Origin of the sequence: Streptomyces venezuelae (assembly GCF_008642375.1) — a bacterium.
Taxonomy (GTDB): Bacteria; Actinomycetota; Actinomycetes; order Streptomycetales; family Streptomycetaceae; genus Streptomyces; species Streptomyces venezuelae_G.
The window spans coordinates 3,213,304-3,238,613 of record NZ_CP029194.1; the positions used below are offsets into that span (position 1 = coordinate 3,213,304).

Below are 25,310 nucleotides of genomic sequence, written 5' to 3' on the forward strand. Positions count from 1 at the left end.
CATCCCGACAAGGGGGGTCCCTGGCACCTTCTGACACCCGTGGCCTGGGGTCGACGCCAGGTATAGGGGGAACGTAGGGGGAGCATAGGGGGGGTGCCCTGGGGTTGGGTGAAAGGGCGGCTTCCGGAAACGGAGCCGGATGTCTTCAGCCGGAATTACCAGGGCCGGTGCGAGAACACCGGTGACAGGGCGTGGGGCGGCAGCGTGGGACATGGGGGGAAGTCCGGGTCCGACGGGGGTTGCTCCCTGCCGGCCCTGATCGTGCCGAGCACTCCTTCTCTCCTGCTTCCACCGGTGATGTGCGCGCCGAAATGATTCGTGGAGAGATGTCGACAGTGTCCAAGAGTGAGTCCGAGGAATTCGTGTCCGTGTCGAACGACGCCGGTTCCACGCACGGCACAGCGGAACCCGTCGCCGTCGTCGGCATCTCCTGCCGGGTCCCCGGCGCCCGGGACCCGAGAGAGTTCTGGGAACTCCTGACGTCGGGCGGCCAGGCCGTCACCGACGTCCCCGCGGACCGCTGGAACGCCGCTGACTTCTACGACCCCGACCGCTCCGCCCCCGGCCGCGCCAACACCCGGTGGGGCGGCTTCATCGAGGACGTCGACCGCTTCGACGCCGCCTTCTTCGGCATCTCGCCCCGCGAGGCCGCGGAGATGGACCCGCAGCAGCGGCTCGCCCTGGAACTGGGCTGGGAGGCCCTGGAGCGCGCCGGGATCGACCCGTCCTCGCTCACCGGCAGCCGTACCGGCGTCTTCGCCGGCGCCATCTGGGACGACTACGCCACCCTGAAGCACCGCCAGGGCGGCGCCGCGATCACCCCGCACACCGTCACCGGCCTCCACCGGGGCGTCATCGCGAACCGGCTCTCCTACACGCTCGGGCTCCGCGGCCCCAGCATGGTCGTCGACTCCGGCCAGTCCTCGTCGCTCGTCGCCGTCCACCTCGCCTGCGAGAGCCTGCGGCGCGGCGAGTCCGAGCTCGCCCTCGCCGGCGGCGTCTCGCTCAACCTGGTGCCGGACAGCACCATCGGGGCGAGCAAGTTCGGCGGCCTCTCCCCCGACGGCCGCGCCTACACCTTCGACGCCCGCGCCAACGGCTACGTACGCGGCGAGGGCGGCGGTTTCGTCGTCCTGAAGCGGCTCTCCCGCGCCCTCGCCGACGGCGACCAGGTGCTCGCCGTGATCCGGGGCAGCGCCGTCAACAACGGAGGCGCCGCCAAGGGCATGACCACCCCCGACGCGCAGGCGCAGGAGGCCGTGCTCCGCGAGGCCCACGAGCAGGCCGGGACCGCGCCGGCCGACGTGCGGTACGTCGAGCTGCACGGCACGGGCACCCCCGTGGGCGACCCGATCGAGGCGACGGCGCTCGGCGCCGCGCTCGGCACCGGCCGGCCGGCCGGACGGCCCCTCCTGGTCGGCTCGGTCAAGACGAACATCGGGCACCTGGAGGGCGCGGCCGGGATCGCCGGCCTCATCAAGGCCGTCCTGGCGCTCCGCGGCCGCGCGCTGCCCGCGAGCCTCAACTACGAGACCCCGAACCCGGCGATCCCGTTCGAGGAACTGAACCTCCGGGTCAACACGGAGTACCTGCCGTGGGAGCCGGAGCACGACGGGCAGCGGATGGTCGTCGGCGTGTCCTCGTTCGGCATGGGCGGGACGAACGCGCATGTGGTGCTCGAAGAGGCCCCGGCGGCGGCCGAGGGCGCTTCGGGCGACGAGCCGTCGGTCGGTGGCGATGGTGGCGGCGGCGCTCGTGGTCGTGGCGGTGTGGTGCCTTGGGTGGTGTCGGCCCGGACTCCGGCCGCGCTGGACGCGCAGATCGGGCGGCTCGCCGCGTTCGCCTCGCGGGATCGTGCGGATGGCGTCGACGCCGGGGCCGTCGCTCGCGTACTGGCCGACGGGCGCGCCGAGTTCGAGCACCGGGCCGTCGCGCTGGGCGCCGGAACGAGCGACCTCGTACAGGCGCTGGCCGATCCGGACGGGCTGATACGCGGCACGGCGTCCGGGGTCGGCCGGGTGGCGTTCGTGTTTCCCGGACAGGGCACGCAGTGGGCCGGGATGGGTGCCGAACTGCTCGTTGCTTCGGAGGAGTTCGCGGCTTCCATGGCCGAGTGCGAGGCCGCGCTCGCCCCGTACGTGGACTGGTCGCTGGAGGCTGTGGTCCGCCAGGCACCCGGCGCGCCCTCGCTGGAGCGGGTCGATGTCGTCCAGCCCGTGACCTTTGCCGTCATGGTCTCGCTGGCGAAGGTCTGGCAGCACCATGGCGTGACGCCACAGGCCGTCGTCGGCCACTCGCAGGGCGAGATCGCCGCCGCCTACGTCGCCGGAGCACTGACGCTCGACGACGCCGCCCGGGTCGTGACCCTGCGCAGCCAGTCCATCGCCACCCACCTCGCCGGCAAAGGCGGCATGATCTCCCTCGCCCTCAGCGAGACCGACGCCCTGCAGCGACTGGTCGGGTTCGACGGGCTGTCCGTCGCCGCCGTCAACGGGCCCACCGCGACCGTCGTGTCGGGTGACCCCGTACAGATCGAAGAACTCGCGCAGGCCTGCAAGGCCGATGGGGTCCGGGCGCGGGTCATTCCCGTCGACTACGCGTCCCACAGCCGGCAGGTCGAGAGCATCGAGGGTGAGCTGGCCGAGGTCCTCGCCGGGCTCGCACCCCAGATTCCGCGCGTGCCCTTCTTCTCCACCCTCGACGACACCTGGATCACCGAACCCGCACTCGACGGCTCCTACTGGTACCGCAACCTCCGCCACCGCGTCGGCTTCGCCCCCGCCGTCGACACGCTCGCCACCGAGGAAGAAGGCTTCACCCACTTCATCGAGGTCTCCGCCCACCCCGTCCTCACCATGGCCCTCCCCGACACCGTCACCGGCCTCGGCACCCTCCGCCGCGAGGAGGGCGGCCAGGAGCGTCTGGTCGCTTCGCTCGCCGAAGCATGGGCCAACGGACTCCCGGTCGACTGGAGCCCGCTCCTCCCCGCCCCGACCGGCCACCACCCCGGCCTCCACGACCTCCCCACCTACGCGTTCCAGACCGAGCGCCACTGGCTGGGCGAGATCGAGGCGCTCGCCCCGGCGGCCGAGCTGCCGGTGCAGCCCGCCGTGTTCCGCGCGGAGGCGGCCGAATCTTCGGCGGCCGAGTCGGAGGCGCTCGGCCGGGACGAGCAGCTGCGCGTGATCCTGGACAAGGTCCGGGCACAGACGGCCCACGTGCTGGGCTACGCGACGGGCGGGCAGATCGAGGCCGGCCGCACCTTCCGCGAGGCCGGCTGCACCTCCCTGACCGGTGTGGACCTGCGCAACCGGATCAACGCCGCCTTCGGCGTACGAATGGCGCCGTCCATGATCTTCGACTTCCCCACCCCCGAGGCGCTGGCAGAACAGCTGCTCGTCCTCGTGCACGGGGAAGCGGCCGGGGAGCCGGCGAACGGTGAGCAGCGGGCTGCGGTGGAGGCGGTGGCCGGTGCCGTCGACGAGCCGGTGGCGATCGTCGGCATGGCCTGCCGCCTGCCGGGCGGTGTCGCCTCGCCCGAGGACCTGTGGCGGCTGGTGGCGGGCGGCGGGGACGCGATCTCCGAGTTCCCGCAGGACCGCGGCTGGGACGTGGAGGGGCTGTACCACCCGGACCCCGAGCACCCCGGGACGTCGTACGTCCGCCAGGGCGGGTTCATCGAGAACGTCGCCGGTTTTGACGCTGCCTTCTTCGGGATCTCGCCGCGCGAGGCCCTCGCCATGGACCCGCAGCAGCGCCTCCTCCTGGAGACCTCCTGGGAGGCCGTCGAGGACGCCGGGATCGACCCGACCTCCCTGCGGGGGCAGCAGGTCGGCGTCTTCACCGGGGCCATGACCCACGAGTACGGGCCGAGCCTGCGGGACGGCGGGGAGGGCCTCGACGGCTACCTGCTGACCGGCAACACAGCCAGCGTGATGTCGGGACGCGTCTCGTACACGCTCGGCCTCGAGGGACCCGCCCTGACGGTCGACACGGCCTGCTCGTCCTCGCTGGTCGCCCTGCACCTCGCCGTGCAGGCCCTGCGCAAGGGTGAGGTCGACATGGCGCTCGCCGGCGGTGTGGCCGTGATGCCCACGCCGGGGATGTTCGTGGAGTTCAGCCGGCAGCGCGGGCTGGCCGGGGACGGCCGGTCGAAGGCGTTCGCCGCGTCGGCGGACGGCACCAGCTGGTCCGAGGGCGTCGGTGTCCTCCTCGTCGAGCGCCTGTCTGACGCCCGCCGCCACGGACATCAGGTCCTCGCGGTCGTCCGCGGCAGCGCCGTGAACCAGGACGGCGCGAGCAACGGTCTTACGGCTCCGAACGGGCCGTCGCAGCAGCGCGTCATCCGGCGGGCCCTGGCCGACGCCCGGCTCGCACCCGGCGACGTGGACGTCGTCGAGGCCCACGGCACGGGTACGCGGCTCGGCGACCCGATCGAGGCGCAGGCCCTCATCGCCACCTACGGCCAGGGGCGCGACGCCGAACAGCCACTGCGGCTCGGGTCGTTGAAGTCCAACATCGGGCACACGCAGGCCGCCGCAGGCGTCTCCGGTGTGATCAAGATGGTTCAGGCGATGCGGCACGGCGTCCTGCCGAAGACGCTCCACGTGGACGAGCCCTCGGACCAGATCGACTGGTCGGCCGGCGCCGTGGAACTCCTCACCGAGGCCGTGAACTGGCCGAGGAAGGAGGACGGCGGGCCGCGTCGCGCCGCCGTCTCCTCCTTCGGCATCAGCGGCACGAACGCACACGTCGTCCTCGAAGAGGCCCCGGCGGCGATCGAGAGCGCTTCGGCCGGCGAGCCGTCGGCCGGTGGCGCGGGTGTGGTGCCCTGGGTGGTGTCGGCCCGGACTCCGGCCGCGCTGGACGCGCAGATCGGGCGGCTCGCCGCGTTCGCCTCGCGGGATCGTGCGGATGGCGTCGACGCCGGGGCCGTCGCTCGCGTACTGGCCGACGGGCGCGCCGAGTTCGAGCACCGGGCCGTCGCGCTGGGCGCCGGAACGAGCGACCTCGTACAGGCGCTGGCCGATCCGGACGGGCTGATACGCGGCACGGCGTCCGGGGTCGGCCGGGTGGCGTTCGTGTTTCCCGGACAGGGCACGCAGTGGGCCGGGATGGGTGCCGAACTGCTCGATGCTTCGGAGGAGTTCGCGGCTTCCATGGCCGAGTGCGAGGCCGCGCTCGCCCCGTACGTGGACTGGTCGCTGGAGGCTGTGGTCCGCCAGGCACCCGGTGCGCCCTCGCTGGAGCGGGTCGATGTCGTCCAGCCCGTGACCTTTGCCGTCATGGTCTCGCTGGCGAAGGTCTGGCAGCACCATGGCGTGACGCCACAGGCCGTCGTCGGCCACTCGCAGGGCGAGATCGCCGCCGCCTACGTCGCCGGAGCACTGACGCTCGACGACGCCGCCCGGGTCGTGACCCTGCGCAGCCAGTCCATCGCGACCCACCTCGCCGGCAAGGGCGGCATGATCTCCCTCGCCCTCAGCGAGACCGACGCCCTGCAGCGACTGGTCGGGGTCGACGGGCTGTCCGTCGCCGCCGTCAACGGGCCCACCGCGACCGTCGTGTCGGGTGACCCCGTACAGATCGAAGAACTCGCGCAGGCCTGCAAGGCCGATGGGGTCCGGGCGCGGGTCATTCCCGTCGACTACGCGTCCCACAGCCGGCAGGTCGAGAGCATCGAGGGTGAGCTGGCCGAGGTCCTCGCCGGGCTCGCACCCCAGATTCCGCGCGTGCCCTTCTTCTCCACCCTCGACGACACCTGGATCACCGAACCCGCACTCGACGGCTCCTACTGGTACCGCAACCTCCGCCACCGCGTCGGCTTCGCCCCCGCCGTCGACACGCTCGCCACCGAGGAAGAAGGCTTCACCCACTTCATCGAGGTCTCCGCCCATCCCGTCCTCACCATGGCCCTCCCGGAGTCGGTCGTCGGCCTCGGCACCCTCCGCCGCGAGGAGGGCGGCCAGGAGCGTCTGGTCGCTTCGCTCGCCGAAGCGTGGGCCAACGGGCTTCCCGTGGCGTGGACTTCCCTCCTGCCCGCCGCGACCTCCCGCCCCCGGCTGCCCACGTACGCCTTCCAGGCCGAGCGATACTGGCTCGAGAACACTCCCGCCGCCCTCGCCACCGGCGACGACTGGCGCTACCGCATCGACTGGAAGCGGCTCCCGGCCACCGAGGGGACCGAGCGCGCCGGCCTGTCCGGCCGATGGCTCGCCGTCACCCCCGAGGACCACTCCGCGCAGGCCGCCGCCGTGCTCACCGCGCTGGTCGGCGCCGGGGCGAAGGTCGAGGTGCTGACGGCCGGTGCGGACGACGACCGTGAGGCCTTCGCCGCCCGGCTCGCCGCGCTGACGGCCGGTGACGAGTTCGCCGGTGTCGTCTCGCTCCTCGACGGACTCGTTCCGCAGGTCGCCTGGGTGCAGGCGCTCGGCGACGCCGGAATCGGCGCACCGCAGTGGTCCGTCACCCGTGGCGCGGTCTCCGTCGGGCGCGACGACGTCCCCGCCGACCCCGAGCAGGCCATGCTCTGGGGTCTCGGCCGGGTCGTCGCCCTTGAGCACCCCGAACGCTGGGCCGGCCTCGTCGATCTGCCCGCGCAGCCCGACGCGTCCGCCCTGGACCTCATGCTCGCCGTCCTCTCCGGCGGCACCGGCGAGGACCAGGTCGCCGTCCGTACCACCGGGCTCCACGCCCGTCGCCTCGCCCGTGCGCCCCTCCACGGGCGCCGGCCCCTCCGCGACTGGCAGCCCCGCGGCACCGTCCTCGTCACCGGCGGCACCGGCGCCCTCGGCGGCCACGCCGCCCGCTGGCTGGCCCGCCACGGCGCCGAGCATCTTCTTCTTGTCAGCCGCAGCGGCGAGCAGGCTCCGGGAGTCGCCGAACTCACCGCCGAGCTCTCTGTGTTGGGCACACGCGTCACCGTCGCCGCCTGCGACGTCGCCGACCCCGACGCCATGCGCGCCGTCCTCGACGGCATCCCCGCCGACGCTCCCCTCACCGCCGTCCTCCACACCGCCGGCGCGCTCGACGACGGCATCGTGGACACGCTGACGGCCGAGCAGATCCGGCGGGCCCATCACGCCAAGGCCGTCGGCGCCTCGGTGCTCGACGAGCTGACCCGGGACCTCGATCTCGACGCGTTCGTGCTCTTCTCCTCCGTGTCGAGCACCCTGGGCATCCCCGGGCAGGGCAACTACGCCCCGCACAACGCCTACCTCGACGCCCTCGCCGCTCGTCGCCGGGCCGCCGGCCGGGCTGCCGTGTCGGTGGCCTGGGGGCCGTGGGACGGTGGCGGCATGGCCGCCGGTGACGGGGTGGCCGAGCGGCTGCGAGACCACGGCGTGCCCGGCATGGACCCGGAACTCGCCCTGGCGGCACTGGAGTCCGTCCTCGGGCGGGACGAGACCGCGATCACCGTCGCGGACATCGACTGGGACCGCTTCTACCTCGCGTACTCCTCCGGGCGCCCGCAGCCCCTCGTCGAGGAGCTGCCCGAGGTCCGGCGCATCATCGACGCGCGGGAGAGCGCCACGGCCGGGCCGGGCGGCAGCTCCGCCTCGGGCGGGAACCCGCTGGCCGAGCGGCTGGCCTCCGCGGCTCCCGGCGAGCGTACGGAGATCCTCCTCGGTCTCGTACGGGCGCAGGCCGCGGCCGTGCTCCGGATGCGTTCGCCTGAGGACGTCGCCGCCGACCGGGCCTTCAAGGACATCGGCTTCGACTCGCTCGCCGGTGTCGAGCTCCGCAACCGGCTGACCCGGGCGACCGGGCTCGCGCTGCCCGCGACGCTCGTCTTCGACCACCCGACGCCGCTGGCCCTCGTGTCGCTGCTCCGTACCGAGTTCCTCGGTGACGAGGAGACGGCGGAGTCGCGGCAGTCTGCGGGGGCGCGGCCCGTCGGTGCCGGGGCTGGGGCTGGTGTCGGTGTCGGTGTCGACGACGATCCGATCGCGATCGTCGCCATGAGCTGCCGCTATCCCGGTGGCATCCGCAGCCCGGAGGACCTGTGGCGGATGCTGGCCGAGGGCGGCGAGGGCATCACGCCGTTCCCCACCGACCGGGGCTGGGACCTCGACGGCCTGTACGACGCCGACCCGGACGCGCTCGGCAGGGCGTACGTCCGCGAGGGCGGGTTCCTGCACGACGCTGCCGAGTTCGACGCGGAGTTCTTCGGTGTCTCGCCGCGCGAGGCGCTCGCCATGGACCCGCAGCAGCGGATGCTCCTGGCGACGTCCTGGGAGGCCTTCGAGCGGGCCGGCATCGAGCCGGGTTCGCTGCGCGGCAGCAGCACCGGTGTCTTCATCGGCCTCTCGTACCAGGACTACGCCGCGCGCGTACCGAACGCCCCGCGGGGCGTGGAGGGTTACCTGCTGACCGGCAGCACACCGAGCGTCGCGTCGGGCCGTATCGCGTACACCTTCGGCCTCGAAGGGCCCGCGGCGACCGTCGACACCGCCTGCTCGTCCTCGCTGACCGCCCTGCACCTGGCGGTGCGGGCGCTGCGGAGCGGCGAGTGCTCGATGGCGCTCGCCGGTGGCGTGGCGATGATGGCGACCCCGCACATGTTCGTGGAGTTCAGCCGGCAGCGGGCGCTCGCCCCGGACGGCCGGAGCAAGGCCTTCTCGGCGGACGCCGACGGGTTCGGTGCGGCGGAGGGCGTCGGTCTGCTGCTCGTGGAGCGGCTCTCGGACGCGCGGCGCAACGGTCACCCGGTGCTCGCCGTCGTCCGCGGCACGGCCGTCAACCAGGACGGTGCCAGCAACGGGCTGACCGCGCCCAACGGGCCCTCGCAGCAGCGGGTGATCCGGCAGGCGCTCGCCGACGCCCGGCTGGCCCCCGGCGACATCGACGCGGTCGAGACGCACGGCACGGGAACCTCACTCGGCGACCCCATCGAGGCCCAGGGCCTCCAGGCCACCTACGGCAAGGAGCGGCCGGCCGAGCGGCCGCTCGCCATCGGCTCCGTGAAGTCGAACATCGGGCACACGCAGGCCGCGGCCGGTGCGGCGGGCATCATGAAGATGGTCCTCGCGATGCGTCACGGCACCCTGCCGAAGACCCTCCACGCCGATGAGCCGAGCGCGCACGTCGACTGGGCGAACAGCGGCCTGGCCCTCGTCACCGAGCCGATCGACTGGCCGGCCGGGCCCGGTCCGCGCCGTGCCGCCGTCTCGTCGTTCGGCATCAGCGGGACGAACGCGCACGTGGTGCTGGAGCAGGCGCCGGAGACGGCAGCCGATGTGCCTGTTGCGACTGATGCGCCTGCTTTCCCCCGGCACCTGCCCTGGGTGCTGTCCGCCAAGGACGAGCAGTCGCTGCGCGGCCAGGCCGCCGCCCTGCACGGCTGGCTGACCGGCACCGGAGCCGGCGGCTTCCCCGACGCCGCGGACGATGCGGGCGGGCCGGACCGCCTGCGGGACATCGGTTACGCGCTCGCCACGAGCCGTACCGCCTTCGCCCACCGCGCCGCCGTGACCGCCGCCGACCGGGACGGGTTCCTGGAGGGGCTGGCCACGCTGGCCCGGGGCGGCAGCTCCGCCCACGTCCACCTGGACACCGCCCGGGACGGCACCACCGCGTTCCTCTTCACCGGCCAGGGCAGTCAGCGCCCCGGCGCCGGCCGTGAGCTCTACGACCAGTACCCCGTCTTCGCCCGGGCGCTCGACGAGATCTGCGCCCACCTGGACGGCCACCTCGAACTGCCCCTGCTCGACGTGATGTTCGCCGCCGAGGGCAGTGCGGAGGCCGCACTGCTCGACGAGACCCGGTACACGCAGTGCGCGCTGTTCGCCCTGGAGGTCGCGCTGTTCCGGCTCGTCGAGAGCTGGGGCATGCGGCCGGCCGCGCTGCTCGGCCACTCGGTCGGCGAGATCGCCGCCGCGCACGTCGCCGGTGTGTTCTCGCTCGCCGACGCCGCCCGTCTGGTCGCCGCGCGCGGCCGGCTCATGCAGGAGCTGCCCGCCGGTGGCGCGATGCTCGCCGTCCAGGCCGCGGAGGACGAGATCCGCGCGTGGCTGGCTGCGGAGGAGCGGTACGCGGGACGCCTGGACGTCGCCGCCGTCAACGGTCCCGAGGCCGCCGTCCTGTCCGGCGACGCCGACGCGGCACGGGAGGCGGAGGCGTACTGGACCCGTCTCGGCCGCAGGACCCGCGCGCTGCGGGTGAGCCACGCCTTCCACTCCGCGCACATGGACGGGATGCTCGACGGGTTCCGTACCGTCCTGGAGACGGTGGAGTTCCGGCGCCCCTCCCTGACCGTGGTCTCGAACGTCACCGGCTTGGCCGCCGGCCCGGACGAGCTGTGCGACCCCGAGTACTGGGTACGGCACGTCCGCGGCACCGTCCGCTTCCTCGACGGCGTCCGCGTCCTGCGCGACCTCGGCGTGCGGACCTGCCTGGAGCTGGGCCCCGACGGGGTCCTGACCGCCATGGCGGCCGACGGTCTTTCGGACACCCCCGCGGACTCCGTCCTCAGCTCTCCCGTCGGCTCCCCCGCGGACTCCGCCGCCGACGCCGCCCCCGACGTCCTCCGGCCCCGGCCGCTGCTCGTGGCGCTGCTGCGCCGCAAGCGGTCGGAGACCGAGACCGTCGCGGACGCGCTCGGCAGGGCTCACGCGCACGGCACCGGACCCGACTGGCACGCCTGGTTCGCCGGAACCGGAGCGCGCCGCGTGGACCTGCCCACGTACTCCTTCCGGCGCGACCGCTACTGGCTGGACGCCCCTGCGGAGGACACCGCGGTGGACACCGCCGGCCTCGGCCTGGGCGCCGCCGATCACCCGCTGCTCGGCGCCGTGGTCAGCCTCCCGGACCGGGACGGCCTGCTGCTCACAGGACGACTCTCCCTGCGCACCCACCCGTGGCTCGCGGACCACGCCGTCCTGGGGAGCGTCCTGCTCCCCGGCACGGCGATGGTCGAACTCGCCGCCCACGCCGCGGAGTCCGCCGGTCTGCGCGACGTACGGGAGCTGACCCTGCTCGAACCGCTGGTGCTGCCCGAGCACGGTGGGGTCGAGCTGCGCGTGACGGTCGGGGAGCCTGTCGCGGATCCGGCCGGAGAGCCCGACGGCGGGCCTGTCGGCCGTGAGCCGGCCGGGGACGGCGCACGGCCCGTCTCGCTCCACTCGCGGCTCGCCGACGCGCCCGCCGGCACCCCGTGGTCCTGCCACGCGACCGGCCTGCTGGCCTCCGACCGGCCCGAGCCGCCGGCCGAGCCCGGCCGTGCGGACGCCTGGCCGCCGCAGGGCGCCGAGCAGATCCCGCTCGACGGTCTCTACGAGCGGCTCGACGGGAACGGCCTCGCCTTCGGTCCGCTGTTCCAGGGGCTGAACGCGGTGTGGCGGTACGAGGGTGAGGTCTTCGCCGACATCGCCCTCCCCACGACCACGAACGCGACCGCGGAAGGCGGCGCACACGAGGCAGCCGCCCCGTACGGCATCCACCCCGCGCTGCTCGACGCCTCGCTGCACGCCATCGCGGTCGGCGGTCTCGTCGACGAGCCCGAGGTCGTCCGCGTCCCGTTCCACTGGAGCGGTGTCACCGTGCACGCGGCCGGTGCCGCGGCGGCCCGGGTCCGGCTCGTGTCCGCGGGGAAGGACGCCGTCTCGCTGTCCCTGACGGACGGCGAGGGCCGCCCGCTGGTCTCCGTGGAGCGCCTCACGCTGCGCCCGGCCACCGCAGGCCCGACGGCCGCGAGCCGCGTCGTCGGGCTGATGCACCGGGTGGCCTGGCGTCCGTACGCCCTCGCTTCCGCCTCCTCTCCGGCCTCTGCAGCCTCCGCGGCCTCCGTCCACGAGCAGGACCCGCGACTCTCCTCGTACGGGCCGACGGCCGTCCTCGGCAAGGACGAGCTGAAGGTCGCCGCCGCCCTGGAGTCGGCGGGCGTCGAGGTCGGGCTCTACCCCGACCTGGCCGCGCTGGCCTGGGACGTGGCGGCCGGCGCCCCGGCGCCCCGTACGGTCCTTGCCCCGCTGCCCGCGGGTCCCGCCGACAGCGGCGCCGAGGGTGTACGGGGCACGGTGGCCCGGACCCTGGGGCTGCTCCAGGCATGGCTCGCCGACGAACACCTCTCGGGCGCCCGCCTGCTCCTGGTCACCCGCGGAGCGGTGCGGGACCCCGAGGGGTCAGGCGGCGCCGACGGCGGCGAGGACCTGTCGCACGCGGCCGCGTGGGGTCTCGTACGCACCGCGCAGACCGAGAACCCCGGCCGCTTCGGTCTGCTGGACCTGGCCGACGACGCCTCGTCGTACCGCGCCCTGCCCTCGGTCCTCTCCGACGCGGGCCTGCGGGACGAGCCCCAGCTCGCCCTGCACGACGGGACCGTCCGGCTGGCCCGCCTGGCCTCCGTCAGGCCGGGGCCCGGCACCGGCGCGCCGGCGCTCGCCCCGGAGGGCACGGTCCTGCTGACCGGCGGCACCGGCGGACTGGGCGGCATCGTGGCCCGGCACGTGGTGAGCGAGTGGGGCGTGCGCCGCCTGCTGCTCCTGAGCCGCCGCGGCCCGGACGCACCGGGCGCCGGCGAGCTGGTGCGCGAGCTGGAAGCCCTGGGCGCCGAGGTGTCCGTGACCGCGTGCGACGTCGCCGACCGCACAGCCCTCACCGCCGTACTCGACGCCGTCCCCGCCGAACACCCGCTCACCGCCGTCGTCCACACCGCCGGCGTCCTGTCCGACGGCACGGTCCCCTCGATGACGGCGCAGGACGTGGAGCGCGTACTGCGTCCCAAGGTCGACGCGGCCTTCCTCCTCGACGAACTGACCTCGACACCCGACCACGACCTCGCCGCGTTCGTCATGTTCTCCTCCGCAGCCGCCGTCTTCGGCGGCGCCGGACAAGGCGCCTACGCCGCCGCCAACGCCACCCTCGACGCCCTCGCCCGGCGCCGCCGCGCAGCCGGACTCCCCGCCCACTCCCTCGGCTGGGGCCTGTGGGCCGAGAACAGCGGCATGACCGGCGGACTCGGCCCGGCGGACCTGCGCCGGATGAGTCGTGCGGGCATCGGCGGGATCAGCGACGCCGAGGGCATCGCGCTCCTCGACGCCGCCCTCCGGGACGACCGGTACCCGGTCCTGCTGCCCCTGCGGCTCGACGCCGCCGGACTGCGGGACGCGGCCGGAAACGACCCGGCCGGGATCCCCGCGCTCTTCCGGGACGTCGTCGGCGCCAGGACCGTCCGGCCCCGGCCCTCCGCGGCCTCCGCCACGGCGACAGCCGGGACGGCCGGGACGGCGGGCGCGCCGGGGACGGCGGCCGGCGCGGCGGCACCGGCGGCGGTCACGCTCGCCGACCGGGCCGCCGCCGTGGACGGGCCCGCGCGGCAGCGTCTCCTCCTGGAGTTCGTCGTCGGCGAGGTCGCGGAAGTGCTCGGCCACGCCCGCGGCCACCGCATCGACGCCGAACGGGGCTTCCTCGACCTCGGCTTCGACTCCCTGACCGCCGTCGAACTCCGCAACCGGCTCAACTCCGCCGGTGGCCTCGCCCTCCCGGCGACCCTGGTCTTCGACCACCCGAGCCCGGCCGCCCTCGCCTCCCACCTGGACGCCGAGCTGCCGCGCGGCGCTGCGGGTCAGGACGGGGAAGGGGACGAGGACGGGGGCGGGTCCACGGCGACCAGGAGCACCGCCGACACGGATGCGCTGCTGGCACAACTCACCCGCCTGGAAGGCGCCTTGGTGCTGACGGGTCTGTCGGACGCCCCCGGGAGCGAAGAAGTACTGGAGCACCTGCGGTCCCTGCGCTCGATGGTCACGGGCGAAAGCGGGACCGGGAACGGGAACAGGGCCGTGAACGGAAACGGGAACGGGACGACGTCCGGGGGATCCGGGACCGGGGACCGGTCTTACGCCGACGGGGCCGGGGGCGGAAGCGAGGACGGCGCGGGAGTGCCGGACTTCATGAACGCCTCGGCCGAGGAACTCTTCGGCCTCCTCGACATGGACGCCAGCACGGACTGATCCCTGCCGCACGGCCGCCTCCCGCCCCGGACCCCGTCCCGGGCACCTCGACTCGAATCACTTCATGCGCGCCTCGGGCGCCTCCAGTAACTCAAGGGGACAGCGTGTCCACGGTGAACGAAGAGAAGTACCTCGACTACCTGCGTCGTGCCACGGCGGACCTCCACGAGGCCCGCGGCCGCCTCCGCGAGCTGGAGGCCAGGGCGGGCGAGCCGGTGGCGATCGTCGGCATGGCCTGCCGCCTGCCGGGCGGTGTCGCCTCGCCGGAGGACCTGTGGCGGCTGGTGGCCGGTGGCGGGGACGCGATCTCGGAGTTCCCGCAGGACCGCGGCTGGGACGTGGAGGGCCTGTACGACCCGAACCCGGAGGCCACGGGCAAGAGTTACGCCCGTGAGGCCGGATTCCTTTATGAGGCAGGTGAGTTCGACGCCGATTTCTTCGGGATCTCGCCGCGCGAGGCCCTCGCGATGGACCCGCAGCAGCGGCTCCTCCTGGAGGCTTCCTGGGAGGCGTTCGAGCACGCCGGGATCCCGGCGGCCAGCGCGCGCGGCACGTCGGTCGGCGTCTTCACCGGTGTGATGTACCACGACTACGCGACCCGCCTCACGGACGTGCCGGAGGGCATCGAGGGCTACCTGGGCACCGGGAACTCCGGCAGCGTCGCCTCGGGCCGGGTCGCCTACACGCTGGGCCTGGAGGGCCCGGCCGTCACTGTCGACACCGCCTGCTCGTCCTCTCTCGTCGCCCTGCACCTCGCCGTGCAGGCCCTGCGCAAGGGCGAGGTCGACATGGCGCTCGCCGGCGGCGTGACGGTCATGTCGACGCCCAGCACCTTCGTCGAGTTCAGCCGCCAGCGCGGACTGGCCCCGGACGGCCGGTCGAAGTCCTTCTCCTCGACGGCCGACGGCACCAGCTGGTCCGAGGGCGTCGGCGTCCTCCTCGTCGAGCGCCTGTCGGACGCCCGCCGCAAGGGCCACCGCGTGCTCGCCGTGGTCCGGGGCACCGCCGTGAACCAGGACGGCGCGAGCAGCGGTCTCACCGCTCCGAACGGCCCGTCGCAGCAGCGCGTCATCCGGAGCGCCCTGGCCGACGCCCGGCTGACGACGGCCGACGTGGACGTCGTCGAGGCCCACGGCACGGGTACGCGGCTCGGCGACCCGATCGAGGCGCAGGCACTCATCGCCACCTACGGCCAGGGGCGCGACGCCGAACAGCCGCTGCGGCTCGGGTCGTTGAAGTCCAACATCGGACACACGCAGGCCGCCGCAGGCGTCTCCGGAATCATCAAGATGGTCCAGGCTATGCGGCACGGCGTCCTGCCGAAGACGCTCCACGTGGACCGGCCGTCGGATCAGATCGACTGGTCGGCGGGCGCGGTCGAGCTGCTCACGGAGGCCATGGACTGGCCGGACAAGGGCGACGGCGGACTGCGCCGGGCCGCGGTCTCCTCCTTCGGCGTCAGCGGGACGAACGCGCACGTCGTGCTCGAAGAGGCCCCGGCGGCCGACGAGACCCCGGCCGTCGAGCCGTCGGCCGACGGTGGTGGCGTGGTGCCTTGGCTGGTGTCCGCCAAGACTCCGGCCGCGCTGGACGCACAGATCGGACGCCTCGCCACGTTCGCCTCCCGGGATCGCGCGGATGGCTTCGATGCGGGTGCAGTGGCGCGCGTACTGGCCGACGGGCGCGCGGAGTTCGAGCACCGGGCCGTCGCGATCGGCACCGGGACGGACGACTTCGCACAGGCGCTGGCCTCCCCGGAAGGGCTGATACGGGGCACGTCGTCGGACGTGGGCCGGGTGGCGTTCGTCTTCCCCGGCCAGGGCACGCAGTGGGCCGGAATGGGAGCCGAACTCCTCGACAGCTCACCGGTGTTCGCCACCGCCATGGCCGAGTGCGAGGACGCGCTCTCCTGCTACGTGGACTGGTCCCTCGAAGCCGTCGTCCGGCAGACACCCGGCGCGCCCACGCTCGACCGCGTCGACGTCGTCCAGCCCGTCGCCTTCGCCGTCATGGTCTCCCTCGCCAACCTCTGGCAGCACCACGGCATCACACCCCAGGCCGTCATCGGCCACTCCCAGGGCGAGATCGCCGCCGCCTACGTCGCCGGAGCACTGACGCTCGACGACGCCGCCCGCATCGTGACCCTGCGCAGCCAGTCCATCGCCACCCACCTCGCCGGCAAGGGCGGCATGATCTCCCTCGCCCTCAGCGAGACCGACACCCAACAGCGGATCGAGAACCTCGACGGGCTGTCGATCGCCGCCGTCAACGGCCCCACCGCCACCGTGGTTTCAGGCGACCCCACCCAGATCGAGGAACTCGCCCACACCTGCGAGGCCGACGGCATCCGCGCACGGATCATCCCCGTCGACTACGCCTCCCACAGCCGGCAGGTCGAGACCATCGAGGCCGAACTCGCTCCCGTCCTTGCCGTGTTGACCCCCGAGACCCCTCGCATCCCCTTCTTCTCCACCCTCGAAGGCGCCTGGATCACCGAGCCGGTGCTCGACGGCACGTACTGGTACCGCAACCTCCGCCACCGCGTCCGCTTCGCCCCCGCCATCGAAACCCTCGCCACCACCGAAGGCTTCACCCACTTCATCGAGGTCAGCGCCCACCCCGTCCTCACCATGGCCCTCCCCGACACCGTCACCGGCCTCAGCACCCTCCGCCGCGACAACGGCGGCCAAGACCGCCTGATCACCTCCCTCGCCGAAGCCTGGGCCAACGGCCTCCCCGTCGACTGGCACTCCCTCCTCCCCGCCACGGGCGCCCTCAGCCCCGCCGTCCCCGACCTCCCCACGTACGCCTTCCAGCGTCGTCACTACTGGCTCCACGACTCCCCCGCCGTCCAGGGCTCCGTGCAGGACTCCTGGCGCTACCGCATCGACTGGAAGCGGTTCGCGGTCGCCGAGGGGACCGAGCGCGCCGGCCTGTCCGGTCGCTGGCTCGTCGTCGCCCCCGAGGGCCGGTCCCCCGAGGCCGCCCCGGTGCTCGCCGCGCTGTCCGGCGCCGGCGCCGACCCCGTACAGCTGGACGTGTCCGCCCTGAGCGACCGGCAGCGGCTCGCGGAGGCGCTGGGCGAAGCCGTGACTGCGGCCGGTGGGGCCGTCGACGGTGTCGTCTCGCTGCTCGCGTGGGACGAGGACGCTCACCCCGGTCACCCCGCCCCCTTCACCCGGGGCACCGGCGCCACCCTCGCCCTGGTGCAGGCGCTGGAGGACGCCGGTGCCGCCGCTCCGCTGTGGTGCGTCACCCGCGGTGCTGTGTCCGTCGGCCGCGCCGACCACGTCGTCTCCCCGGCCCAGGCCATGGTGTGGGGCATGGGCCGGGTCGCCGCTCTGGAGCACCCGGAGCGGTGGGGCGGCCTGATCGACCTGCCATCGGACGCCGACCGGGCGGCCCTGGACCTCATGGTCGCGGTCCTCGCCGGCGGTACGGGCGAGGACCAGGTCGCCGTGCGCGCCTCCGGGCTGCTCGCCCGCCGCCTGGTCCGTGCCTCCCTCCCGGCTCACGGGACGGCTTCGCCGTGGTGGCAGGCCGACGGCACGGTGCTCGTCACCGGTGCCGACGAGCCTGCGGCCGCCGAGGCCGCGCGCCGCCTGGCCCGTGACGGCGCCGGCCACCTCCTCCTCCACACCGACCCCAGCGGCACCGAGGGCACCGGCCCCTCCGGACTCGCCGGCCTCGTCGCCGAGCTCGCGGACCTGGGCGCGGCGGCCACCGTCGTGTCCTGCGACCTCACGGACCGGGAGGCGGCCGCCCGGCTGCTCGCCGGCGTCTCCGCCGAGCACCCGCTCAGCGCCGTCCTCCACCTGCCGCCCACCGTCGGCTCCGAGCCGCTCGCCGCGACCGACCCGGACGCGCTCGCCCGTGTCGTGACGGCGAAGGCCACCGCCGCGCTGCACCTGGACAGCCTGCTGCGGGAGTCCGCGGCGGCCGGACGCCGTACGCCCGTCCTCGTCCTCTTCTCCTCGGTCGCCGCGATCTGGGGCGGCGCCGGCCAGGGCGCGTACGCCGCCGGTACGGCCTTCCTGGACGCCCTCGCAGGTCAGGACCGCGCCGAAGGACCCGTCGTGACCTCGGTGGCCTGGAGCCCGTGGGAGGGCAGCCGCGTCACCGAAGGCGCGACCGGTGAGCGGCTGCGCCGCCTCGGCCTGCGCCCCCTCGCCCCCGCGACGGCGCTCACCGCCCTGGACACCGCACTCGGCCACGGCGACACGGCCGTCACGATCGCCGACGTCGACTGGTCGAGCTTCGCCCCCGGCTTCACCACGGCCCGGCCGGGCACCCTCCTCGCCGACCTGCCCGAGGCGCGCCGCGCGCTCGACGAGCAGCAGTCGACGACGGCCGCCGACGACACCGCCCTGAGCCGCGAGCTCGGCGGCCTCACCGGCGCCGAGCAGCAGCGCCGTATCCAGGATTTGGTCCGCGAGCACCTCGCCGTGGTCCTCAACCACCCCTCCCCCGAGGCCGTCGACACAGGGCGGGCCTTCCGTGACCTCGGATTCGACTCGCTGACGGCGGTCGAGCTCCGCAACCGCCTCAAGAACGCCACCGGCCTCGCCCTCCCGGCCACGCTCGTCTTCGACTACCCGACCCCCCGGACGCTGGCGGAGTTCCTCCTCGCGGAGCTCCTCGGCGAGCAGGCCGGCGCCGCCGAGCAGCTGCCGGTGGACGGCGGAGCCGTCGACGAGCCCGTCGCGATCGTCGGCATGGCCTGCCGCCTGCCGGGCGGTGTCGCCTCGCCCGAGGACCTGTGGCGGCTGGTGGCGGGCGGCGGGGACGCGATCTCCGGCTTCCCGCAGGACCGCGGCTGGGACGTGGAGGGGCTGTACGACCCGGACCCGGACGCGTCCGGGCGTACGTACTGCCGGGCCGGTGGATTCCTGGACGGGGCGGGCGAGTTCGACGCCGACTTCTTCGGGATCTCGCCGCGCGAGGCCCTCGCCATGGACCCGCAGCAGCGGCTCCTCCTCGAAACCTCCTGGGAGGCCGTCGAGGACGCCGGGATCGACCCGGCCTCCCTCCAGGGGCAGCAGGTCGGCGTCTTCGCCGGCACCAACGGCCCGCACTACGAGCCGCTGCTCCGCAACACCGCCGAGGACCTGGAGGGTTACGTCGGTACGGGCAACGCCGCCAGCATCATGTCGGGCCGCGTCTCGTACTCCCTCGGCTTGGAGGGCCCGGCCGTCACGGTCGACACGGCCTGCTCGTCCTCGCTCGTCGCCCTGCACCTCGCCGTGCAGGCCCTGCGCAAGGGCGAGTGCGGGCTCGCCCTCGCAGGCGGTGTGACGGTCATGTCGACGCCCACGACGTTCGTGGAGTTCAGCCGGCAGCGCGGGCTCGCGGAGGACGGCCGCTCGAAGGCGTTCGCCGCGTCGGCGGACGGTTTCGGCCCGGCGGAGGGCGTCGGCATGCTGCTCGTCGAGCGCCTCTCGGACGCCCGCCGCAACGGCCACCGGGTCCTCGCGGTGGTCCGCGGCAGCGCGGTCAACCAGGACGGCGCCAGCAACGGCCTGACCGCTCCGAACGGCCCGTCGCAGCAGCGCGTCATCCGGAGCGCCCTGGCCGACGCCCGGCTGACGACGGCCGACGTGGACGTCGTCGAGGCCCACGGCACGGGTACGCGGCTCGGCGACCCGATCGAGGCGCAGGCACTCATCGCCACCTACGGCCAGGGGCGCGACGCCGAACAGCCGCTGCGGCTCGGGTCGTTGAAGTCCAACATCGGACACACGCAGGCCGCCGCAGGCGTCTCCGGAATCATCAAGATGGTCCAGGCTATGCGGCACGGCGTCCTGCCGAAGACGCTCCACGTGGACCGGCCGTCGGACCAGATCGACTGGTCGGCGGGCACGGTCGAACTCCTCACCGAGCCCGTGGACTGGCCGAGGAAGGAAGACGGCGGGCTGCGCCGCGCAGCCGTCTCCTCCTTCGGCATCAGCGGCACGAACGCGCACGTCGTCCTCGAAGAGGCCCCGACGGCGATCGAGGAGACCCCGGCCGTCGAGCCGTCGGCCGACGGTGGTGTGGTGCCGTGGATCGTGTCGGCGAAGACCCCGGCCGCGCTGGACGCCCAGATCGGGCGCCTCGCCGCGTTCGCTTCGCAGGGCCGTGCGGACGATGCCGATACGGGTGCGGTGGCGCGCGTACTGGCCGCTGGACGTGCGCACTTCGAGCACCGGGCCGTCGCGATCGGCACCGGACAGGACGAACTGGCGGCCGCGCTGGCCGCGCCTGAGGTTCTGGTCCGGGGTGTGGCGTCCGGTGTCGGTCGGGTGGCGTTCGTCTTCCCCGGCCAGGGCACGCAGTGGGCCGGAATGGGCGCCGAACTCCTCGACACGTCGAAGGAGTTCGCGACGACGATGGCCGAGTGCGAAGCTGCACTCTCCCCGTACGTGGACTGGTCCCTCGAAGCCGTCGTCCGGCAGACACCCGGCGCGCCCACGCTCGACCGCGTCGACGTCGTCCAGCCCGTCACCTTCGCCGTCATGGTCTCCCTCGCCAACCTCTGGCAGCACCACGGCATCACACCCCAGGCCGTCATCGGCCACTCCCAGGGCGAGATCGCCGCCGCCTACGTCGCCGGAGCACTGACGCTCGACGACGCCGCCCGCATCGTGACCCTGCGCAGCCAGTCCATCGCCACCCACCTCGCCGGCAAGGGCGGCATGATCTCCCTCGCCCTCAGCGAGACCGACACCCAACAGCGGATCGAGAACCTCGACGGGCTGTCGATCGCCGCCGTCAACGGCCCCACCGCCACCGTGGTTTCAGGCGACCCCACCCAGATCGAGGAACTCGCCCACACCTGCGAGGCCGACGGCATCCGCGCACGGATCATCCCCGTCGACTACGCCTCCCACAGCCGGCAGGTCGAGACCATCGAGACCGAACTCGCTCCCGTCCTTGCCGTGTTGACCCCCGAGACCCCTCGCATCCCCTTCTTCTCCACCCTCGAAGGCGCCTGGATCACCGAACCCGTACTCGACGGCACGTACTGGTACCGCAACCTCCGCCACCGCGTCCGCTTCGCCCCCGCCATCGAAACCCTCGCCACCACCGAAGGCTTCACCCACTTCATCGAGGTCAGCGCCCACCCCGTCCTCACCATGGCCCTCCCCGACACCGTCACCGGCCTCAGCACCCTCCGCCGCGACAACGGCGGCCAAGACCGCCTGATCACCTCCCTCGCCGAAGCCTGGGCCAACGGCCTCCCCGTCGACTGGACCTCCCTCCTCCCCGCCACGACCGGCCGCCGCCCCGACCTCCCCACCTACGCCTTCCAGACCGAGCGCTACTGGCCGCGGCCCGACCTCTCCGCCGCCGGTGACATCGGCTCCGCCGGTCTCGGGGCTGCCGAGCACCCGCTGCTGGGCGCGGCCGTCGCGCTCGCGGAGTCCGACGGCTGCCTGCTCACGGGGAGCCTCTCCCTCCGTACGCACCCCTGGCTGGCGGACCACGCGGTGGCCGGCACGGTGCTGCTGCCGGGAACGGCGTTCGTGGAGCTGGCGTTTCGCGCCGGGGACCAGGTCGGCTGCGACCTGGTCGAGGAGCTCACCCTTGACGCCCCGCTCGTCCTGCCCCGTCGCGGCGCGGTCCGCGTGCAGCTGTCCGTCGGTGCGAGCGACGAGTCCGGGCGCCGTGCCTTCGGGCTCTACGCGCACCCGGAGGACGCGCCGGGCGAGGCGGAGTGGACGCGGCACGCCACCGGTGTTCTGGCCGTCCGTCCGGAGCGCACCGCCCCGGTCGCCGACCCGGAGTCCTGGCCGCCGCCGGGTTCCGAGCCGGTGGACGTGGACGGTCTGTACGAGCGTTTCGCGGCGAGCGGTTACGGCTACGGCCCTCTCTTCCGGGGTGTCCGTGGCGTGTGGCGGCGCGGTGACGAGGTGTTCGCCGACGTGGCCCTGCCGGACGGGGCCGCCGGTGCCGAGGGCGCGCGGTTCGGCCTTCACCCGGCGCTGCTCGACGCCGCCGTGCAGGCGGCCGGTGCGGGCGGGGCGTTCGGCGAGGGCACGCGGCTGCCGTTCGCCTGGAGCGGGATCTCCCTGTACGCGGTCGGTGCCACCGCCCTCCGCGTGCGGCTGACGCCCGCCGGCCCGGACACGGTGTCCCTGCGCGCCGCCGACGCCTCCGGGCAGCCGGTGTTCGCCGCGGACTCCCTCACGGTGCTGCCCGTCGACCCCGCGCAGCTGGCGGCCTTCGGCGACCCGACGCCGGACGCGCTGCACGTGCTGGAGTGGACTGCCTGGGACGGTGCCGCGCAGGCGCTGCCCGGCGCGGTCGCGCAGCCCGGCGCAGTCGAGCTGCCCGCGGTCGTACTCGGCAGCGCGGTCGTACTCGGCAGCGACGCCGACGGCCTCGCCGCGGCGCTGCGCGCGGCCGGCACCGAGGTCCTGTCGTTCCCGGACCTGACCGCCCTGGCGGGGGCCGTCGACCGGGGCGAGACCCCGGCTCCGGCGACCGTCCTGGTGGCCTGCCCCGCTGCCGGCCCCGGTGGGCCGGAGCACGTCCGCGAGGCCTTGCACGGGTCGCTCGCGCTGATGCAGGCCTGGCTGGCCGACGAGCGGTTCACCGATGCGCGGCTGGTGCTCGTGACCCGCGACGCGGTCGCCGCCCGTTCCGGCGACGGCCTGCGGTCGACGGGACAGGCCGCCGTGTGGGGCCTCGGCCGGTCCGCGCAGACGGAGAGCCCGGGCCGCTTCGTCCTGCTGGACCTCGCCGACGGCCTCGGCGGCGACGAGGGCGCCGCCCTGCTGGCGACCGCCCTCGGTTCGGGCGAGCCGCAGCTCGCCGTCCGGGACGGTGCGCTCCTCGTACCGCGCCTGGCGCGGGCCTCCGCGCCCGCCGCGGCCGACGGGCTCGCCGCCCTGCCGCTGCCCGCCGCTCCGGCCCTCTGGCGCCTGGAGCCCGGTACGGACGGCAGCCTGGAGAGCCTCACGGCGGCGCCCGGCGACGCAGGGGCCCTCGCCCCTGAGCCACTCGGTCCGGGACAGGTCCGCATCGCGGTACGGGCGACCGGTCTCAACTTCCGCGACGTCCTCATCGCCCTCGGCATGTACCCCGATCCGGCGCTGATGGGCACCGAAGGAGCCGGCGTGGTCACGGCGACCGGCCCCGGCGTCACGCACCTCGCCCCCGGCGACCGGGTCATGGGCCTGCTCTCCGGCGCGTACGCCCCGGTCGTCGTCGCCGACGCGCGGACCGTCACGCGGATGCCCGAGGGATGGACGTTCGCCCAGGGCGCCTCCGTGCCGGTGGTGTTCCTGACGGCCGTCTACGCCCTGCGCGACCTGGCGGACGTCAAGGCCGGCGAGCGCCTCCTGGTCCACTCCGCCGCCGGCGGCGTGGGCATGGCGGCCGTGCAGCTCGCCCGGCACTGGGGCGTGGAGGTCCACGGCACGGCGAGTCACGGGAAGTGGGACGCCCTGCGCGCCCTCGGCCTGGACGACGCGCACATCGCCTCCTCCCGCACGCTGGACTTCGAGTCCGCGTTCCGTACGACGTCGGGCGGGGCGGGCATGGACGTCGTACTGAACTCGCTCGCCCGCGAGTTCGTCGACGCCTCGCTGCGCCTGCTCGGTCCGGGCGGCCGGTTCGTGGAGATGGGCAAGACCGACGTGCGCGACGCGGAGAAGGTCGCCGCCGACCACCCCGGCGTCGGCTACCGCGCCTTCGACCTCGGCGAGGCCGGGCCGGAGCGGATCGGCGAGATGCTCGCCGAGGTCGTCGCCCTCTTCGAGAGCGGGGCGCTGCGGCACCTGCCCGTCACCACCTGGGACGTCCGCCGGGCCCGCGACGCCTTCCGGCACGTCGGCCAGGCGCGTCACACGGGCAAGGTCGTCCTCACCATGCCGTCGGGGCTCGCCCCGGAGGGCACGGTCCTGCTGACCGGCGGCACCGGTGCGCTGGGCGGCATCGTGGCCCGGCACGTGGTGAGCGAGTGGGGCGTGCGCCGCCTGCTGCTCCTGAGCCGCCGCGGCCCGGACGCACCGGGCGCCGGCGAGCTGGTGCGCGAGCTGGAAGCCCTGGGCGCCGAGGTGTCCGTGACCGCGTGCGACGTCGCCGACCGCGCAGCCCTCACCGCCGCACTCGACGGAATCCCCGCCGAACACCCGCTCACCGCCGTCGTCCACACCGCGGGCGTCCTGTCCGACGGCACGGTCCCCTCGATGACGGCGCAGGACGTGGAGCGCGTACTGCGTCCCAAGGTCGACGCGGCCTTCCTCCTCGACGAACTGACCTCGACACCCGACCACGACCTCGCCGCGTTCGTCATGTTCTCCTCCGCAGCCGCCGTCTTCGGCGGCGCCGGACAAGGCGCCTACGCCGCCGCCAACGCCACCCTCGACGCCCTCGCCCGGCGCCGCCGCGCAGCCGGACTCCCCGCCCACTCCCTCGGCTGGGGCCTGTGGGCCGAGAACAGCGGCATGACCGGCGGACTCAGCGACACCGACCGCTCGCGGCTGGCCCGCTCCGGGGCGACGCCCATGGACAGCGAGCTGGCCCTGTCCCTCCTGGACGCGGCCATGCGCCGCGACGACCCGGCACTCGTCCCGATCGCCCTGGACGTCACCGCGCTCCGCGCCCAGCAGCGCGACGGCATGCTGGCGCCGCTGCTCAGCGGGCTCACCGGCGGGTCGCGGGCGGGCGGCACGCCGGTCGGCCGGCGCAGGGCCGCCGCCGGCGGCACCGGCGAGGCGGAGAGGGACCTCGGCGGGCGGCTCGCCGCCATGACGCCGGACGACCGGACCGCGCACCTGCGGGACCTCGTCCGTACGCATGTGGCGACCGTCCTGGGACACGGCGCCCCGAGCCGGGTCGACCTGGAGCGTGCCTTCCGCGACACCGGATTCGACTCCCTCACCGCCGTCGAGCTCCGCAACCGCCTCAACGCCGCCACCGGGCTGCGCCTCCCGGCCACGCTCGTCTTCGACCACCCGACCCCGGGGGAGCTCGCCGGGCACCTGCTCGACGAACTCACCGCAGCAGCGGGCGGTTCCTGGCCGGACGGCACCGGCACCGGCACCGGGTCCGGGTCCGGCGACACGGCCTCGCGCTCGGCCTCGGCGACGGACCGGCAGACCACGGCCGCCCTCGCCGAACTCGACCGGCTGGAGGGCGTACTCGCCTCCCTCACGCCCACCGCCGGCGGCCGTCCGGAGCTCGCCGCCCGGCTCAGGGCGCTGGCCTCGGCTCTGGGGGACGACGGCGACGGCGCCACCGACCTGGACGAGGCGTCCGACGACGACCTCTTCTCCTTCATCGACAAGGAGCTGGGCGACTCCGACTTCTGACCTGACCTGCCCGTACCTGACACGCCCGGACCCGACCGGCACGACCGGCACGACCGGC

General features: G+C 74.4%; 2 protein-coding genes. Both read left to right on the top strand.

Features of this window, described 5'->3' with window-relative positions:
• Window positions 1-326 precede the first annotated feature (326 nt).
• Entirely contained in the window at window positions 327-13,952 is a 13,626-nt protein-coding gene (locus DEJ46_RS40765; protein ID WP_411757752.1) for an SDR family NAD(P)-dependent oxidoreductase, read from the top strand.
• 104 nt (window positions 13,953-14,056) lie between these two features.
• Window positions 14,057-25,252 carry an SDR family NAD(P)-dependent oxidoreductase gene (locus tag DEJ46_RS14325; protein WP_317852178.1) on the top strand — a complete coding sequence of 3,732 codons (11,196 nt, stop codon included), beginning with the start codon at window positions 14,057-14,059 and terminating at the stop codon, window positions 25,250-25,252.
• The last annotated feature ends 58 nt before the right edge of the window (window positions 25,253-25,310 follow it).